Genomic DNA, 18820 nt, shown 5'->3' with positions numbered 1-18820 from the left:
GTGTACACCGTCAAGGCGTTCCGCGGCGAAAACCTGCTGACCACGATGTCCCTGGCGGCGCCCGAATTGGCCGCCACCGGGACGCTCGAAGAAGTCTACTGGAATCCGACGACTTCGAGCAGTCCGGACGGCTCCATTACCGGCGGCAGCCTGACGGGGGACGGCTCGAAGGAGCACCCCGTCCTGACGCTCCAGATGGCGATTGATCTCGTGAAGGATGGCGGGACGATCTACAACGTGGCCAACTGGACGATCGAGCAGGAGTCCGCCTCGAACAGTTTTGCGGGAAAAAATGCAAAGCTGGTCCGGTATAACCATACCTCTCCGATTTTTACGATCGGCAGCGGCCGTGTGCTGTCCCTGTCGAACATGATTCTGGACGCCGGTGCAGTCTACAGTGGGGACGAAATCGAAAAGGCCGCCCTGGTCAATCTCGCGGGCGGAACGTTTGCGATTAACGCGGGCGTGCAGATGGAAAACGAGGCGCTCATCCGCTTTGAAACCACGGCCTCCACCCCTGTTCAGCTGACCGCGACGCCTTCGGAGGGAACACAGTACGGCCTGTTGCTGTCCGCCGCGTTTTCTTCGATGAATCCGGTCAGCGTGGTGACCTGCACTGGTGTCACAGGGGCAAATGCGCTCGCCTATTTCAGCATAGAAAACCAGGGGCGCGGCCTGCGTGTAAAGAGCGGTTCGACCAACACGATTGAGGCCTATGATCTGCCGACTTATACGGGCGGCGTCTACCTCTCCGGAACCGGAGACGATACAAAAAACGGCGAGACGGCGGCCAACGCGGTCAAGACGTTCCACCGCGCCGCGGAAATCCTGAAAAACAGCAACCTGGCGGGATCGGGAGAAATCCGGATCACCGGCAGCCCGATCGTGATCTCGACCACGCAGACGTGGTCGCTCCCGACCGCGGAGTATCCGGACGCCAAGGTGGTCCGCAACACCGGCTACACCGGGGATCTGATCCAGGCAAGCACGAGCGGGCGGACATTGACGTTGGAGAATATCACACTCGACGGCAAAGGCATCACGGCCACCAACATGATCAGTCTGCCCAAAGGGAACCTGGTGCTGGGAAGCGGAGCGACACTGCAGAACGGCAACGGAAATGCGATCGCGCTCAGCGGCGGCAACCTGACGATGGAGGACGGGAGTGAGATCAAATCCTTTACGCTCGCATCCGCCAGCCGAGCCGGCGTATTGATGAGCGGCGGTACATTTAAAATGAACGGAGGCAGTATTCACGACATCAGTAGTTCTTATGGCAGTGCGGTGAAACTGACCAATGGAACCTTTACAATGACGGGCGGCGCCATAACGGGCAACTATGAAGGCGTTACCGTCAGCACCTCCGGATATGGATCAACGGCGACCTATGGGACATTCGTCATGACCGGAGGAGAAATCTCCGACAATGAAAGCTCCGGCGTCAACAACTACGGGAATTTCAGCCTCGACGCGGCACAGGCTGTCATTCCGGATGTTATTAAAGTGCGGACGGACCACCCGGTTGAGCTGACGGCGGCGCCGGCGGCGGGAAAGCAGTTTCGAGTGGAGAGCGGTACAATCTCTCCCCAGTCGGGAGAGATTGTGGTCACTCCAGGAACCGGCATGACGGATGTGTCGGACTATCTGGCGACCTTCATCCTGACCAATTCCGGGTACGCCCTCGGCAAACAGGGAGTGAACCTTGTCCTGCTCGCAAAAGCGGTCTACCTGAACGGGCAGGGCGGAAGCGACAGCAACGACGGCTTTACCCCCGCCACGGCGAAAAAGACCATGAATGGAGTAAACGGCGCCGCCGCGGCGCTGCGCACGATGATAAATGCGGATTCCACCATGGAGCCCGCTATCTACGTCTGCGATACGGTGGAAGTCACGAGCGGCACGCAGACCTGGGATTTCTCCGACATTCCCGGCGCGATCATCAAACAGTACGTCAACAGCAGCGACAGCCCGGCCGCGCTGGTCAAAACCAGCGGTACCGGCAACTTGACAATCAAAGGCGTCGTTGTCGATGGCGGGAACAATGAAAACTGTTCGATCGAGACTTTGTTAGAGTCGGCGGGCGGTACGTTGACGCTCGGCTCTGGAGCGGTTCTGCAGCGGGTTAATGACAAAAATTCCGTTGTCAAAGTGAACGGCGGGACCTTCGTGATGGAGAGCGACAGCGTCGTCGGTCAGGTGACAAACGGAAGTAATGGAAGTCATACCAGAAAAGGAAATGTCTGGGTGACGTCCGGAATCTTCCGTATGAAAGACAACGCGAAAGTTGCTTACAACGACAGGAGCGATTCCTACTTGTCCGACCAAGGTTCTGTCAGGATTGAAGGCGGGACCTTCGAAATGACCGGTGGTGAAATCTCGGAAAATCTTGCCCAAACCAGCGGGGGCGGTGTCTATATATCAGGCGGCACTTTTCGGATGTCGGGTGGCACCATTTCAGGAAATAACATACCACCGTCGGGAAGCGGCCGAAAGGGCGGCGGCGTCTACATTGAGAACGCTGCATTTTACATGACCGGCGGAACCATTAGCGGCAACCAGGCAAATTTTGGCGGCGGCGTCTATGTGGACGCGGGCGGAACCTTTGAACTGAGCGGCGGATCAGTCATTCAAAATAATACCGCAGACAGCGGCGGGGCCGGGATCTACGCCAACGGAATGCGGCTCGCGATGGGCGGCGGCTTTACCCTCGGCGACAATATCCTGCTGAATGCGGCGGACTGTCCGATCACCCTGACGTCCCCCCTGACAGGAACGGGCAACTACACGCTCACCGTCTCCGACAATATGATCGGGAAGACGGTCGTGGCGGGTACCACAGCGGTTCCGGCGGGGCAGTACCTCACAAGCGGCAAATTTGTGCTTGATACGGCCAGTGCCGGTTCCGTTACGTTGACAATATCCGGAAACGACATCCTGGCGGGCGGAAAGAACGTCTACTGGTATCCCGGCCTTACCACCGGCGCGCACACGGGCGAGAGCCCGACCGACGCGGTCGCGACGCTGGACGATGCCCGCGAAAAGGCGCGGCAGAAGGGCAAGGACGCCGTAATCTTCCTGTGCGCGACCTATACAAGCACGGGTGAGACGCTTAGGATGGGCACCGTTACGAACGGTACGGATTCGTGGACGCCGGTAATTCAGCGCATGGCCGGCCTTATGGACGCGATGATCCGTTACACAGGTACGCTGACGCTGGAAGACATCATTCTGGACGGCAACAAAGACGCCTTTACGTCGATGGCGGCCCCAATTATAGAAGCGCCCAATTCCAAGTCGCTAAAGCTGATCATCAAAGACGGTACCCAGATTATCAACAATCCGGGCGGCGGCGTGGACATCAACGGCGGAAATTTTGAGATGACCGGCGGAAAGATTTCGGGGAATGTCAAAATGGGTACGACATCTTCGGTGCTGAATGGCCCAGGGGTCGTGTTGAGGACTTCCGCGTCTACGACTGCCACTGTTTCCGGAGGGGAAATCAGCGGAAATAGAAATGGTATTTATATTTATGGTAATCCCAAGCTTACTGTTTCGGGCGGAAAAATTACCGGGAATGGCAGCGCAAGCTCCAGCGTCAGTGGGCCCGGCATCTATGCTCTATTGTCCTCCAGCAGCAATAAACCCGAAATTACGATTACAGGCGATGCGGAAATCTCCAAAAATCTATCTTCCAGTACGAGCGGAAACGGTGCTGTTTATATCGCTTCCAGTTTTGGAGACCCGGTCTTCAACATGACCGGTGGAAAGATCTCCGGCAACTCCATGGCGGGGGTTTACCTGAGTACCAAGCGGGCCTGTTCCATGTCGGGCGGCACGATCGGCGGTTCCGGCGCCGGGAACAAGGGCGGCGGAGTGATCCTTTCCGGTTCGACCGTCTTCAACATGTCGGGCGGAACGATCTCCTACAATACCGGCGCGACCTACGGCGGCGGCATTCACCTCGACGGATCGGTTTCATCGACATCGGCGTTCAACATGACCGGCGGCACGATCTCCAACAATACGGCAACCAACGGCGGTGGCGGCGTCGCGGCGAACTACCGCCCCTTCACGATGAGCGGCACTGCGGCGATCACGGGCAACAAGGTCACCGGGACGTCGGCTTCCTATGGCGGCGGAGGCGTCTACCTGTATAACGGCGCGACCGCAGCGCTGAACGGCGGCACGATCTCCGGTTCAAACCAGGCCAAATACGGCGCGGGCCTCTATGTCTATAATGGAAGCGCGACGCTCGCTGGCACAAGCATTACCGGGAATACGACCACTTCTTCGAGTGGTGCTGCCGGCGGCGGTGTCTATGTTGCAGCCGGTTCGACCCTGACGGTCAACAGCGGTTCCATTTCCGGTAACACGGCATATAACAACGGCGGGGCTATCTACGCGGTGGGGACTTCTGGCAAGCTCGCGACCGTGGACCTGAACGGCGGCTCCATCTCGGAAAACAAGGCGGGGACCTCGGGGAACTATTACGGTGGCGGCATATACATCGGGGACTACAGCACCGTAACGCTGCAGGGTACGAGCATCACCGGCAACAAGGGCCGGTATGGTGCGGGCGTCTATCTCACCGGCGCGAACGCCCAACTAAGCGCCCTGCGCGGAAGGATTTCCGGCAATACCCTCTATTCTAACGGACAGGGCGCCGGGGTCCACGTGGCCTCGCCCAACTTCATCTTGCAGGGCGGCGGCGCGGACATCTCCGACGACATCTACCTCTCCGGCACTTCCTATCCGATCAAGCTGCACAACTCGATCACGCAGACCTCCCGCCAGTATGAGGTTTCCCTGGCATCGGCATTTACCGCGGGCACCAACGTGGTGGAGAGCGGCGGCGACTATCCTTCCGGCGGCGCCTGGACCGCATTGAGCCATTTCTACACAAACAAGACGGGCGCGATCCTCGGGCGGTCGGCGAACGACCAGATCGGCGTCCAGACGGTCGTCTTCCTTGACGGCACCAAGAGCACCTCCGGGGACGGTAGCACGCCGGCGAAGGCATACAACAACTTCGCGGCCGCCGCCTCTAAGCTGGAAACCGCGGGCAGCACGGCGATTTACATCTCCGGCCCCGTGACCGTCAGCGGCACGGAGAGCTGGACCCTGCCCGCCGGCAAGTCCCTGCGCCGTTACTCCGGGTTCTCGGTCGCGGGCAAGGACGAATTCGATCCCTACTACGGGGATATGATCGTCGTGCCTACCGGCGCAACGCTGAACCTTGGCACGATCACGATCGAAGGCCGCCACAGTCAGGACATCGACTTTACGGCGACGGGCTCGATCATCCGGTTGAGCGGCGGCACGGTGAATATGAATGCCGGCACGACGCTGCAAAACAACAGCACCTCCGGAAACGGCGGCGCGGTGCGCATCGACAGCGGCGCCTTCAACCTGAACGCGGGCACCATCGCCAATACGGCCGCGAAGCAGGGCGGCGCGGTTTACCAAAACGGGACCTTCAACGTGAAATCCGCGGCGACCGTCTCGGGAGAGGTCTATCTCGGCACGGGCAAGACCGTCGGCGTCGCCGGCAGCGCGGGGACCGCGCTCAGCCTCGAAATGAACGACGCGGCGGCGGCGCGCGCGGTCGTGACCTACACCACCGCGCCCACCAGCTCGAATCTCAATACCGAGCTGGCGAAATACACCCTTTCGGACGACGTCGCGCCGCTCTATAAGCTCGCCCGCAGAAGTACGGATACCAAGGTCTTCGAACTCCAGGAGAAGGGCGGCATCTACGTCGACGGGAGCGCAGCGACCAGCGGCGACGGTACGGAACCCTCCAGGGCGGTCAAGACGCTGGGCGAGGCATACCAGAAGCTGGCGGGCACAGGCGGCGGAACCATCTACGTGGTGAACCCGGTTACGGTCAGCGGCACGATCACGCTCGGCCGGAGCTACACCGAGAGCAGCACGACCTATAACGCGGGCGGCCCGGTGACGATCAAACGGTACTCCAAACCGGCCGCCTTCACGACGGAAAGCAATACGGGTACCCTCATCAACGTCACGGGCGGTACGCTGACGCTCGCCGAGGGCCTCACGGTCGACGGTCACAGCGCCGCGGTCACGCAGGGCAAGGAGACCGTCCGGGCCCCGGCCGTGACGGCGGCGGCCCCGCTGATCTCGATCAGCGGCGGGACCGTGTCCGTCCAGAGCGGCGCGGTGCTCAAGGATAACAACAACGCCTCCGGAAGCGGCGGCGCGGTGGCGACGAGCGGCACGGGAATTCTGACGATGACCGGCGGCACGATCGCGAACATGAAGGCGCCGCAGGGCGCGGCGATCCACCACAGCGGCTCGGCGCTCAATCTCAGCGGTGGCCCGTCGATCGCGGGAGAGGTCTACCTGAACGGCACGGGCAAGGTCATCAGCGTGCCGGGCAATACGATTGGGAACACCGCGCTGACGATCGGCATCGACAGCGCGAGCGCCAAGGAAAACCGTGCCGTGGTGGCCTACTCCTCAACGCCGACGGCGGCGGTGGAAACGCCGAAATACACCCTCAGCGAGGCGGTGTCGGCGGCCTTCTACCTGAACGCGAGCGGCAGTAACCTGGTGCTCGCGGCCAAGGGCGCGGTCTATCTCGACGGGGTTAACGGCCTTGATACGCGGACGGGCGCAAGCCCGGCGCAGGCGGTCAAGACGCTGGGCAAGGCCTATGAGAAGATGAAATCCAATAACGCGAACACCCTCTATATCGTCAATACCGTGACGGTCGACTCGTCGGTCGAGCTCAGCGGCAGGTACTGCTATGTCGGCGGCGCGGCCTATGACGCGGGAGCTCCGGTGACCATCCGGCGCTACTCCAAGCCCACCAATCCGCCGACAGGTTTTGAGGCGCTGAAAAATGGCGTGTCACTCTTCTCGATCGTGGACGGCGGCACCCTGACGCTCGAAAACATCACGATCGACGGCCACCGCTACGCGATCACTTCGGGCAAAACTTCCGTGATCGCACCCGGGATTAAGGCACATGAACTCATCAACATTTCAGCGGGCGGGACCCTCATGATGAATGAGGGCGCGGTACTCCAAAATAACAGCACCGACGGCGCAGGCGGAGGAGTATACAACTACGGCGCCGGAACAGTGGTGATGAACGCCGGAAGCCTCGTAACCAAGTGTACGGCGGATCTCAACGGCGGCGGCGTCTTAGTCAACGGCGGTACCTGCACCATTACAAACGCGGAGGTTTCAAACTGTGAGGCGGGGCTGAAAGGCACATATAACGGCGGCGGAGTCTATGTCAGTGGAACGCTTGCGATGACCGGCTCGACGCTGTCCGAAAACACCGCGCCGAACGGTGCGGGCCTGTATCTGTCCTCGGGCAAGCACGAGATCAGCAATACCGTTTTCTCCAACAACACAGCCTCGGGAAACGGCGGCGGCGTGTATATGCAAAACTTTTCCCAAACGACCACGCTGAACCGCTGCACCTATGAGAACAACACAGCGACGCTCGGCGGGGGGATCTACGCGCTTATCGGCTTCGAAATGAACGGCGGGTCCTTCTCGGGCAACAGCGGAGGCGGCGGTGGCGGAATCTGTATGACCTCCACGTCGACCCGTTCCCTGACGTTGAACGGCTCGTCCGACCTGAGCTTCGGGGAGGGCCAGGGGATTTTTCTGGGCGGCAAAACACAGATCAATGTCACGGCGGACCTGCCTTCCGGCGCGAGCATCCCCGTGGCCCTGGACGAGTCGGACTGCTATCTCGGCCGCCCGATTGTCGTCTTTGATTCGAGTGTGACGAACGACGCGACCGACCAGCTCGGCGAATTCCCGTTGGCGAACGCCGAGTACCTCTCATATGCGTTCGTCATTCGGGCCTCGGACAAAAAGGTCATTGAGCTCGGCTATCCGCGCTCGATCACAGCCCAGCCCGAAGACGCCTTCGTGAAGCTGGGAACCCAGGCGTCCTTCACGATCACGACGGCGGGCGACACCCCGACGGGCTACCGCATCTTCAATCAGACGAAGAACGCCTATGTGGCCGGCGCGATCCTGGCGTTACCCGCCGCCGGCGACCCCAATACCGTGACGGTTTCCTTCACGCCGACGCTCGCGGACGGCGCGGGCGAATACCAGGTCGAGGCGGTGTACGGGACCGGCGACTCCGCGGAAACCCTGCGAAGCGACCCGGCGGTGCTCTCCCTCTGGGAGCTCGCCTACAGCGCCGGAAACGACGCGCTGACCACTTCGATCGAGTTGGCGTCGATGGTTCCCAACGACGCGGCGACCTTCACGGTGCGCAGTGGTTATAGCAAGGCCATGAAGCTGGGGGTGGGAAGCTACCAGTATACCCCGGACGATGGATTTACTATCGACTGGGGAACCACCAATTATGTCAATCCCCAGATATATCGGACCACCTGGGGCAGCGAAGACGCCATGAAGAACATTGCGTTCATGCGGCATGACGGTACCCAATACATGAGCGTCAGTCCGGGCGATACACAAATGTTGGTCGACGTGGCGGCCAAGGAAACGCACCCCTTCACGTTGGAGGTTTATAACGCCAACGCGATCGCGGAGCGGCACACCGGCACACTGGGCATGAACCTGTCGCTGCTGGACGGCGGCACGGAGACGAAAAAAGCCGAAAGCTCCGCCGAGGTCAAATTCCTGATGCAGCCAGCGGCGATCAACGCGACCCTGCCGCTCACCGTCCAGTCCTACGGCTACGGCGCGGACGGCTCGGTGGCGGTCCCGACGAACTACGGCATCCAGAACGGCTCCAACTTCCCGATCAAGGTGACGGGGCTCTCGGCGGAGGTCGCTTCGGGCTTCCGGCTCATGGACCCCTCCACCTTCGTGGACGGCGCGGACAGGACCTACCTCGTCAACAAGAACCAGATGTCCCACGGGCAGGCGACCCTGCGGCTGGCGGACCAGCAGATCACGACCGCTTCCGCGGGCGGAAGCTGGATGGCGGGCGCGGACTTTACCGGCTGGGCGATCGCGGGCGCGGCGTCCGAGGGGGCGTGGGTCTCCTACCCGATCGCAATCGAGAGCTACATCGCCAAGGGCGAGGACAGCACGACCGGGAAGCAGCTCGCCCAGGTGACCTATACGGTGGGCATTTCGCCCGAGAGCGTGAGCTGAGGAGGTGATGTGAAATGAACGAGACCGAAAGCGCCCCGCGGAAAAAGCGGGGACGCGCATGGCTTGCCGCGGGAATCGCGGTCGTTCTGGTCGCGGCAGCGGCTGCGGGATTTTTCTGGTGGCGCGGCAGCCACCGGCAGGACAGCTTTTTTGACGTGAGCGCGCTGACCGGCGCGCTGCCGGGAAAGAGCGAGGAGGAGGTCATCGCCGAGCTCAACCGGGTGGTGGACGAAGGCATGTTCAACATCGCGATCAATTCCTACATCACCTTCCCGGACGCAAAGGGCGAGGGCGTCGCGAACATCGAGAACGTCCCGGGAAACCGCTACAACATGACGGTGTCAATCGTTTTGGACGACACCGGGGAAACCGTTTACCAATCCAAAGGCATCAAGCCGGGCCAATACATACAGAAAATCAGGCTCGACGAGGAGCTGCCCGAGGGTTTCTATTACGCAACCGCGGTATTTACCGCCTACGCTCAGGATGAGGCGCACACCCGCGTCGGCCAGGCGGCCGCAAAGATCCAACTGGAAGTGGGAGGCTGAGGCGGCCGCGTATCGGCAGAAGGGGGAATGCGAGCGAAACGGTCATCCATCAAACGTCATTATAAAACCCATATCATATCAACATCAGGAGGTCAAAAATCATGAAAAAAATGTTAGCAGTTCTTCTCGCGGTATCCATCGTTCTGACCCTGAGCATCACCGCTTTCGCCGCCGGCGAAACCAGCGTGGCGGACCCCACGCAGATCAGCCCGGATGCGGACGGTAAGTACAGCGCGGACACCTCGTTCAACCTCACGGTCGATAAAGACGCGACCAACCCCGATCTGAACTCCCAGATCAACGTCTCGATTCCGCTCTCCGTCGCCATGTACGGCTACGGCGCCGACGGTTCCGCCGCAGAGCCGACCGAGTACCGCATCGAGAATAAGGGCAAGATCGCCGTCAAGGTGACGAACATCACATCCGCGGGCCAGAACGGCTGGACGCTGAAGGCCCCGACCTCGATCGGCAGCCCGACCCTGACCGCCGGCAAGCTGAACATTGCGGACTACAAGCCCGGCGACAACAACCTGACCGCGAAACAGTTAGTCCTCTATATCAACGGCGTGAGCGTCCACGAGGAGATCACCGCCCCGGTCGCCGCCGACTGGACTGTCAACGCCCCGGCGGAAGGCGTTAGCGACCCGGTCAAGAAGACGCTCCCGCTCGAGTGCTTCGTCGCGAAGGGCGATTCCACTGCCAGCGCGCTGGCCGTCAAGGTCACCTACACGATCGCCGCCGCGTAATCGGATTCATATCCTGTTTGCACTTAACCTGAGACATTTCTCCGGGAACCCCGCGCGGAAGCCTTCCGCGCGGGGCCCGGGGCCCCTTTTACAAGAATACCCACCGAAGCCCGCGGGGTTTCCCCGCGCCCCAAATTTAGAATACATGCGCCCGAAGGGGCGGTTGCGATAGAAAAAACAGAGGATAGGCGGTCGAAGGTATGGAAGAGCAAAAGACGCCCGAGAGGGCCGAAGCCCGGACGGACGGCGGCAAAAAGCTGCTGCTGGCGGCCTGCGTGCTGCTGGCGGCGGCGCTGGTCGTCCTGTTGGTCATCCTGCTGCGGACCCCGAAGGCGGGGCCGTCCGGCATGGTGCGGGATACGGCCGCGCTGGCCGGGCAACTGGAAAACAAGACGGAGGAAGAGATCATCGCCGAGCTCAACCGGGTGGTGGACGAGGGGATGTTCAACATTTCGATCAACACCACGCCAACCTTCACGAACGGGAAGGCGGAAGGGCCGCTCCAGATCGAGAACGTGCCGGGCAACCAGTACCTCATGCAGGTGCAGATCACGCTGGACGACACGGGCGAGCTGATTTATCAGACGGGTCTCATCGAGCCCAACCACCACATCCAGTCGGCAAAGCTCGACGTGGAGCTGGAAAAGGGCGAATATCTCGCGACCGCGGTCTTCAACGCCTACGCCCTCGAAACGGAGGAGTACGTCGGTTCAGCGGGCGCCAAAATGACCATCACGGTTTTAAACTGACAGGGGAGGGACCAGAATGAAACGAATGATCAGGCTGCTTGCGGGGTGTCTCCTGAGCCTCTGCCTGCTGCTTCCCGGCGTGACGGCGTTGGCCGCGCCGGACGATACGGGAGAGGTGATCGATCCGTCCCTTCCGGCGGCCGCCGGCCGGACGGGCACCCCGGAGGAGGAGACCGGCAGCCCCTCGGGCACCGAGGTGGGGGACCCGGGCGATTTCACGCTCGGCGAGGACGGCAGGCTCCAGGCCTCGACCGCCTTTTTCCTCACGATTGAAAAGGCGCCCTCGGGCGGCGGGAGCTCGGGCGGCGGTTCGGGCGATTCCGGCGGCATCCTGCGCCCGCTCGTCCCTCTCGACGTGAAGATCATCGAGGAGATCCCCATCCCGGTCTCGCCGATCCCCGACACGGGCGACGGCTCCCTGCCGCCCGCGCTGCTCTTTGCGCTGCTCGCGTCGTCGGGTGCGGCCGCCGCACTCTGCGCGCGGCGGAAAAAGGATCTGTAACCACAGTGTTTCCCTGCCGGTTCCGCTTTCTCCGGAAAGCGGGGCCGGTTTTTTCTTGGATCTTTCAATAATGCAAATAAAACGGTGAAAAACGGTTGAAACGGGCGTGAAAAAGTGCTATTCTCGTATTAGGGGATTTTTGCAGAAAAAATCGCCGAATTGAGCAAAAAAAGGAGGAAAAATCAGTGGATAACTGCGGCCGAAGTACCAAAATAGACAGCGACGTTCCGTTGCGGGCCGGGAAAACCGCGTTTCCGCCTGATTTTTCCCGCAGATAGCATCCCGCAGGAATATCGCCGTACGGGGGCGCCGGGTTTGGCCGGGGTCCCCGTGCGGTTTTGTCTGTTTGGGGCTTCCTCGCTGTAACGAAAGCAGACAGGAGGATGAACCAATGGAAATGGAATACGATTTCGACCTGCTCATGGGGTACCTTGAAAACCGCGATTACCGCAGCCTGCGCGCCGCGCTCGCCGAGGAAAACGAGGTGGACATCGCCGACTTCATCGAGCGGCTCCCGCAGGAAAAGGCGACCCTCGCCTTCCGCACGCTGCCCAAGGAGCTGGCGGCGGAGGTCTTTTCCAACCTGCCGCCCGAGACCCAGCAGGTGATTGTCGGGTCGATTACCGACAAGGAGCTCTCCGCCATCGTGGAGGACCTCTTCGTGGACGACGCGGTCGACATGCTCGAGGAGCTGCCCGCCAGCGTTGTGAAGCGGGTGCTCAAAAGCGCGGCGCCCGAGACCCGCAGCCTCATCAACCAGTTCCTCAACTATCCCGAGAACTCGGTCGGCAGCATCATGACGGCGGAGTTCATCGACCTGCGCAAGTCGATGACCGTGCAGGACGCGATCAAGCGTATCCGGCGCACCGGCGAGGACAGCGAGCTGATCTACACCTGCTACGTGATCGACGACCGGCGCCTGCTCGAAGGGGTCGTGACCGTCAAGGACCTGCTGCTCGCCCAGGACGACGAGACGATCGGCGCGCTGATGGAGCCCGACGTGATCACCGCCGAGACGACCGAGGACCGGGAGGAGGCCGTCCAGCGGATGATGAAGTACGACTTCATCTCAATGCCGGTGGTCGACCGGGAAAACCGCCTGGTCGGCATCGTCACCGTCGACGACGTGATGGACGTCATGGAGGAGGAGGCCACCGAGGACTTCGAGAAGATGGCCGCCATCGTCCCCTCCGAGCGCCCCTACCTGCGCACCGGCGTCTTTACCCTCGCGAAAAACCGCATCGTCTGGCTGCTCGTGCTCATGGTTTCGGGCATGATCACCGGCGGCATCCTCGGGCGGTATGAGGCCGCCTTCGCCGCCATGCCGCTGCTCGTCACCTTCATCCCCATGCTCACCGACACGGGGGGCAACGCGGGCAGTCAGTCGAGCACGCTGGTCATCCGCGGCATGGCCGTCGGCGACATCGGGCCCGCCGACTTCTTCCAGGTGCTGTGGAAGGAGCTGCGGGTCAGCCTCGTCGTCGGCGCGGCGCTCTCCGCCGTCAACTTCGCGCGGCTGCTGATCACCCATCCCGGCAGCCCCGCCCTCGCGCTGACCGTCGCGCTCGCCCTTTTCGCCACCGTCGTCATGGCCAAGACGATCGGCGGCGTGCTCCCGATGGCCGCGCGGATGCTCAAAGCCGACCCGGCCATCATGGCCGCTCCCCTCATCACCACGATCGTGGACGCGTTCGCGCTCGTCATCTATTTTTCGGTGGCGCAGGCGCTGCTCGGCCTCTGACGGACCACGCGCGCCCCGGGACCGCCTGGCGGTCCCGGGGCTTTTTCGCGGACGTTTGCGGGGAGAGGGGTTGACATTTAAACTGTAAATGATATTATTACAGTTAGAAAATGGAATTTTCCGGATGTCCGCGCGTGCTTCCCCTTGACAACCGGGGCGGCGCGGCATATGATAGGAAGGTAAACAGTATCAGTTATCGTTTTTAATTCCGCGGACGCGCATAAACCGGCGAGCCCCGCGGCATGCTTGTGACAAACGGAAAGGAGACGGGTATGGCAATTCTCACGGGATACCTCGGCACCTACGATTCGCCGCGCAGCCGCGGCGTTTTCCGCTTCTCCTTCGACGGGGAGACGGGCGCGCTCACCGCGCCCGAGCTCCTCCTTGAGGCGCCCGACGCCAAATACCTCGCGCTGCGGGACGGCCTGCTCGCCGCTCCGGTGCGGCGGGGCAGCCGCGCGGGACTCTGCCTCGCCGACCTGCGCGCCTCTGGCGGGCCCTGCGTCGTCGAATACCTCTGCGAGATGACGCCCGGTTGTTATACCGCCTTTGACGGGGACCGGGTCTACAGCGCGAACTTCCACGAGGGGACGGTGACCGTCTACCGGCTGGAGGCGGACGCGCCGCTCTTTGAAAAGCGGATCGAAATCGCCCCGGGGGCCGGCTGCCACCAGGTGCTGGCGCGGGGGCGGTTCCTGCTTGTGCCCTGCATGAACCTCGACGAGATCCGCCTCTTCGCCCGGGAGAGCCTGGCCCCCGTGGGGAGCGTCCCCTTCCCGAAGGGGAGCGGGCCGCGCCACGGGGTGTTCGACCGGGCGGGGGAGCGGCTTTTCGTGGCGGCGCAAGGGGACAATACGCTCTACAGCTTTGCGGCGGGCCCGGAGGGGTTCGTCCCGGCCGGGGCCGAGCCGCTGCTGCCGCCCGACGCGCGAGAGGGGAGCGAGGCGGCGGCCGTGCGGCTCTCGAACGACGAGCGGTTCCTCTACGTCTCGGTGCGGGGGGAAAACGTGATCGCCGTGCTCGAAGCCCGGGGGACGCGCACGCGGGTGATCCAGCGCGCGCCCTGCGGAGGCGACCACCCGCGCGACATCCTGCTCTCCCCCGACGGGCGGTTCCTGCTCGCGGCGAACCGGAACGCGGGCGGGCTTGTATGCTTCGCGGTCGACCGGGAGACGGGGCTCATCGGAAAGGAATGCGCGCGCGTGGACGCGTGCGAAGGGGTGGCGGTTGTGCTCGACGCCCCAAATGAAGACGCTCAGGCCGCCCCGGGGGCGGCGGGAAAGGATGGATGACGGATGCAGGCGCTTTTTGATATCGGAATGGTGGGGCTTTCGGTGATGGGCCGGAGCCTCGCGCTCAACATGGCGGACCACGGCTTCCGGGTGGCGGGCTACAACCGCAGCCGCGAGGTGACCGAACAGGTGATGCGGGAACACCCGCATGAGAACCTGTCCCCCTTCTACAGCCTCCAGGAGCTCGTGGCGGCCCTCAGACGGCCCCGCAGGATCATGCTGATGATCCAGGCCGGTTCGCCGGTCGACGCGGTTATCGGGCAGCTGGAGCCGCTGCTCGAGGAGGGGGACATCCTCCTCGACGGGGGCAACTCCTTCTTCGAGGACACCCGGCGGCGGCAGGCCGCGCTCGAAAAGAAGGGAATCGTCTACTTCGGCGTGGGCGTCTCGGGCGGCGAGGAGGGCGCGCGGCACGGCCCCTCGATCATGCCGGGCGGCGACGAGCGGGCATACCCGCTCGTGCGCCCGGTGCTGGAGGCGGTGGCCGCGCGCGCGGCGGGGGAGCCCTGCTGCGCCTACATCGGCCCGGACGGCGCGGGGCACTATGTCAAGATGGTGCACAACGGCATCGAATACGCCGACATGCAGCTCATCGCGGAGAGCTACCTGCTGCTCAGGCATGTGGGGGGCTTTTCCAACCGGGAGCTGGCGGACGTCTTCGCCCGCTGGAACGAGGGGGAGCTGCGCAGCTTCCTGGTCGGCATCACGGCGGGCGTCTTCCGCGAACGGGACGACCTGGCGGAGGGGGAGCTCATCGACCGGATCGTCGACAGCGCCGCCCAGAAGGGCACCGGCCGCTGGGCGAGCATCGAGGCGCTCAGGCAGGGGGTGGACCTCTCGATGATCACCGCCGCCTGCAACGCCCGCATCCTCTCCAACCGGCTGGAGGAGCGCGCCGCGGCCGCGAAGCTGCTGCCCGGCCCGGAGCCGGCGCGGGCGGGGGACCGGGAAGCCTTTGCCGAGCAGGTGCGCGAGGGACTCTACGCCGCGAAGATCGCCGCCTACGCGCAGGGCTTCGCGCTGCTGCGCGATGCGTCCGGGCGGTACGGCTGGGACCTGAGGCTCGGGGAGATCGCGTCGATCTTCCGCGCCGGATGCATCATCCAGGCCGCCTTCCTCGACGACATCACCGCCGCCTACCGGCGGGACCCGGGGCTCGAAAACCTCATGCTGGACGAATTCTTCCGCGCGCGGGTCGCCGATAACCAGCGGAGCCTGCGCGCCGCCGCGGGGGCGGGGATCGCCTCCGGGCTGCCGCTGCCCGCGATGGCCGCCGCCGTCTCCTATCTCGATGCCTTCCGGGGCGCCCATGTCGGCGCGAACCTCATCCAGGCGCAGCGCGACTGGTTCGGCGCGCACACCTTCCTGCGCACCGACCGGGAGGGCAGCTTCCACCACGAATGGGGGAAGGGACTATGAAGGCGTTCACCATCTTTGGCGGCACCGGCGACCTCACCTTCCGCAAGCTGCTGCCCGCCCTCTACAACGCCGGCGAGTCCGGCGGGCCGGGCGCGGATTACCGCATCCTCATCATCGGGCGGCGGGACTACACCGATGAGGGCTACCGCGAGCTCGCGCGGGAATGGGTCCGCAAATACGCCCGCCTGCCCTATTCCGAGGAGGCGTTCGGCCGGTTCGCCGGGCGCATCGGCTACTACCGGATGGACTTTTCCGACCCGTCGGCGTACGCCGGGCTGGAGGAATACTATGAGGCGGAGGGGGTCGACGGGCATATCTTCTACCTCGCGGTCGCGCCCCGCTTCTTCGGCGTGATCGCCGACGGGCTCGCCGCGGTGCGCGGCGCGCGCCGGGGCAAGGTCATCCTCGAAAAGCCGTTCGGCGAAAGCCTCGCGGCCGCCGGGGAGCTCAACCGCAGGCTGGAGGCCTTCTTCGACCCCGAAAACATCTACCGCATCGACCACTACCTCGGCAAGGAGATGGTCCGCAACATCCAGACCATCCGCTTTACCAACCCCATCTTTACCAACCTCTGGGACGCGCGGTTCATCGAATCGGTGCAGATTTCCGCCCTCGAGGAGGAGGGGGTCGGCACGCGCGGCGGTTATTACGACACGAGCGGCGCGCTCAAGGACATGGTGCAGAACCACCTGTTCCAGATCCTGTCGATCGTCGCCATGGAGCGGCCCGCGCAGTTCTCCGGCCCCGATATGCACGCCGAGCAGCTCAAGGTTCTGCGCGCCCTGCGCCTGCCCGAGGCGGGCGAGGTGCGCGACGCTCTGCTGCTCGGGCAGTACGCGGGCTACCGCGCGGAAAAGGCGGTCGCGCCCGATTCCTCCACCGAGACATACGCCGCGCTGCGCCTCTTCATCGACAACGACCGCTGGCGTGGCGCGCCCTTTTACATCCGCACCGGCAAAAAGCTCGGCCGGCGGGAGATGCAGGTCGCGGTCGTCTTCCGCCGCCCCTCCTCCGACGTGGCTCACGACGTGCTCCTCATCAAGATCCAGCCCACCGAGGGGGTCTACCTGCAGTTCAACATCAAGCGCCCCGGCGATACCGACGAGGTCACGCAGGCGAAGATGGATTTCTGCCAGAGCTGCTCGCTCGAAAACCGCATCAACACCCCCGAGGCGTACGAGCGGCTGCTCGGCGCCTGCATCCGCGGCGAGCGGTCGTGGTTCTCCCAGTGGGACCAGATCGAAACGAGCTGGCGGTTCGTCGAACGCCTGCGGGAGCTCGGCCGCGCCGAAGGCCTGCCGGTCCTGAACTACGAGCCCGGCTCGATGGGCCCGCCCGAGGCGGACGCGCTGCTCGCGCGGTTCGGGCACGGCTGGTTCCATTGAGCGGGAAGCGCGGCGCGGGGGCTTTTCCCATGCGGGAAAAGCCCGGTCTTGCAAATCGCGGGGGAGTCCTATATAATAGGCAGTATAATCGTTGAATGATAGTGAAACCAAAGAGAACGGGTATCCGACGGAGACATTATGGTAACGAGCGTCATGCTTGCCGACAGAAATCCATGCCCGGCCCCGCGTCCTGGTACAATTGAAAAGGATATTGTTGTCAAAGCGGCTCCAAACCAAAACCCGGTTTGGAGCCGCTTTGGGTTTTACTGCCCTGATTCTGTCAGATTTAACAGGATTTGCACCCGTTCCCGCCGCCCGGACGGGCGTGCGGGACGGGAAAGAAGCGGGCGGCGGGTGTTTTATCGGGCTTCCCGGTGATACTACCTTATGACACGTTTTCAGGGAGATGTCGCCGGCGTATCCGCGCCGGAGGAGGGAAGGATTTTTGGAGACACGTATATTCGGATACGCGCGGGTGTCGACCCGGGACCAGAACGAAGACCGCCAGCTCATCGCGCTGGCGGAGGCCCGGGTGCGCCCGGAATTTCTCTTTGTGGATAAACAGAGCGGCAAGGACTTCAACCGTCCCGCCTACCGCAAGCTCTACCGGAAGCTCAAAAAAGGGGATATGCTCGTCGTTAAAAGCATCGACCGGCTGGGCCGCAACTACCAGGAGATCATGGAGGAGTGGCGCAACATCACCAAGAAGAAGGGCGCCGACATTCGCGTGCTTGACATGCCGCTGCTCGACACCAGCCAGAGCCGCGACCTGCTCGGCACCTTCATCAGCGACCTGGTGCTCCAGCTCCTCTCCTTCGTCGCCCAGAACGAGCGGGAGAACATCCGCCGCCGCCAGGCCGAAGGGATCGCCGCCGCCAAGGCGCGCGGGGTCGAGTTCGGCCGCCCCCATAAGTCGCTTCCCAACCACTTCGACGAGCTGCTCTGCCAGTGGCAGCGCAAAGAGCTGACCGCCGCCGAGATCGCCAAGCTGTGCGGCGTCAGCCGCTCGACCATCTACCGCCGCCGCAAGCAGACGGGTGAGAGCTGATTTGCCGCGCTGCGCCCGGCGGGGCTTTTTTCGCGCCCCTCCGGGGCGCTCCAGATGTGCCGCCTTCGGCGGCGGGGATTGCCGGGTCCCGCCCCGGCAGGCGGGGTACTTTCTTTGCGTCAAAGAAAGTACCCAAAGAAGGACGCCAAAGGACCCTCCGCCGGGTCCTTTGGAATCTCCGGGAGTACCTTGCCATGACCCGCAGGTTACCGCCGCTCCCCACGGGTACACCAGCTGAAGGCTCAATTCAGGTTGCGGGCGCTC

10 protein-coding genes are annotated in these 18820 nt (G+C 63.1%); all 10 read left to right on the top strand.

What is annotated here, in order from left to right; translation table 11 throughout:
* Positions 1 to 66: 66 nt before the first annotated feature.
* The 10 genes from NE609_RS14370 to NE609_RS14325 all read left to right on the top strand — a co-directional run bounded on the left by NE609_RS14370 (position 67) and on the right by NE609_RS14325 (position 18556).
* Positions 67 to 9126 (top strand): hypothetical protein, encoded by a 9060-nt coding sequence (locus tag NE609_RS14370; protein WP_256152897.1) that lies wholly within the window; start codon positions 67 to 69, stop codon positions 9124 to 9126.
* Positions 9127 to 9140: 14 nt separating this feature from the next.
* On the top strand, positions 9141 to 9674 hold the full coding sequence (locus NE609_RS14365; RefSeq protein ID WP_256152896.1) for a hypothetical protein: 534 nt from the start codon (positions 9141 to 9143) through the stop codon (positions 9672 to 9674).
* Between the two features lie 101 nt (positions 9675 to 9775).
* Complete coding sequence (locus NE609_RS14360) at positions 9776 to 10420, top strand: hypothetical protein (protein WP_256152895.1); 645 nt, start codon at positions 9776 to 9778, stop codon at positions 10418 to 10420.
* 200 nt (positions 10421 to 10620) lie between these two features.
* Positions 10621 to 11169 carry a hypothetical protein gene (locus NE609_RS14355; RefSeq protein ID WP_101551774.1) on the top strand — a complete coding sequence of 183 codons (549 nt, stop codon included), beginning with the start codon at positions 10621 to 10623 and terminating at the stop codon, positions 11167 to 11169.
* A 16-nt stretch (positions 11170 to 11185) separates the two neighbouring features.
* Positions 11186 to 11671: a hypothetical protein gene (locus tag NE609_RS14350; RefSeq protein WP_256152894.1), complete on the top strand. Its 486-nt coding sequence runs from the start codon at positions 11186 to 11188 to the stop codon at positions 11669 to 11671.
* Positions 11672 to 12062: 391 nt separating this feature from the next.
* Entirely contained in the window at positions 12063 to 13412 is a 1350-nt protein-coding gene (gene mgtE, locus NE609_RS14345; protein ID WP_101551770.1) for a magnesium transporter, read from the top strand.
* Between the two features lie 272 nt (positions 13413 to 13684).
* On the top strand, positions 13685 to 14704 hold the full coding sequence (locus NE609_RS14340; RefSeq protein ID WP_256152893.1) for a beta-propeller fold lactonase family protein: 1020 nt from the start codon (positions 13685 to 13687) through the stop codon (positions 14702 to 14704).
* A gap of 3 nt (positions 14705 to 14707) precedes the next feature.
* Positions 14708 to 16123, top strand: a complete 1416-nt coding sequence (gene gndA, locus NE609_RS14335; RefSeq protein ID WP_256152892.1) for an NADP-dependent phosphogluconate dehydrogenase — start codon at positions 14708 to 14710, stop codon at positions 16121 to 16123.
* Complete coding sequence (zwf, locus tag NE609_RS14330) at positions 16120 to 17508, top strand: glucose-6-phosphate dehydrogenase (protein WP_256152891.1); 1389 nt, start codon at positions 16120 to 16122, stop codon at positions 17506 to 17508. Before gndA ends, zwf begins: the two co-directional genes overlap by 4 nt.
* 406 nt (positions 17509 to 17914) lie before the next feature.
* Positions 17915 to 18556 carry a recombinase family protein gene (locus NE609_RS14325; protein ID WP_101551764.1) on the top strand — a complete coding sequence of 214 codons (642 nt, stop codon included), beginning with the start codon at positions 17915 to 17917 and terminating at the stop codon, positions 18554 to 18556.
* The last annotated feature ends 264 nt before the right edge of the window (positions 18557 to 18820 follow it).

Origin of the sequence: Anaerotruncus sp. DFI.9.16 (assembly GCF_024461615.1) — a bacterium.
GTDB classification, from domain to species: domain Bacteria; phylum Bacillota; class Clostridia; order Oscillospirales; family Ruminococcaceae; genus Anaerotruncus; species Anaerotruncus massiliensis.
Note: the sequence above shows the minus strand (reverse complement) of the source record. Positions and strands in the feature narration are given on the sequence as shown.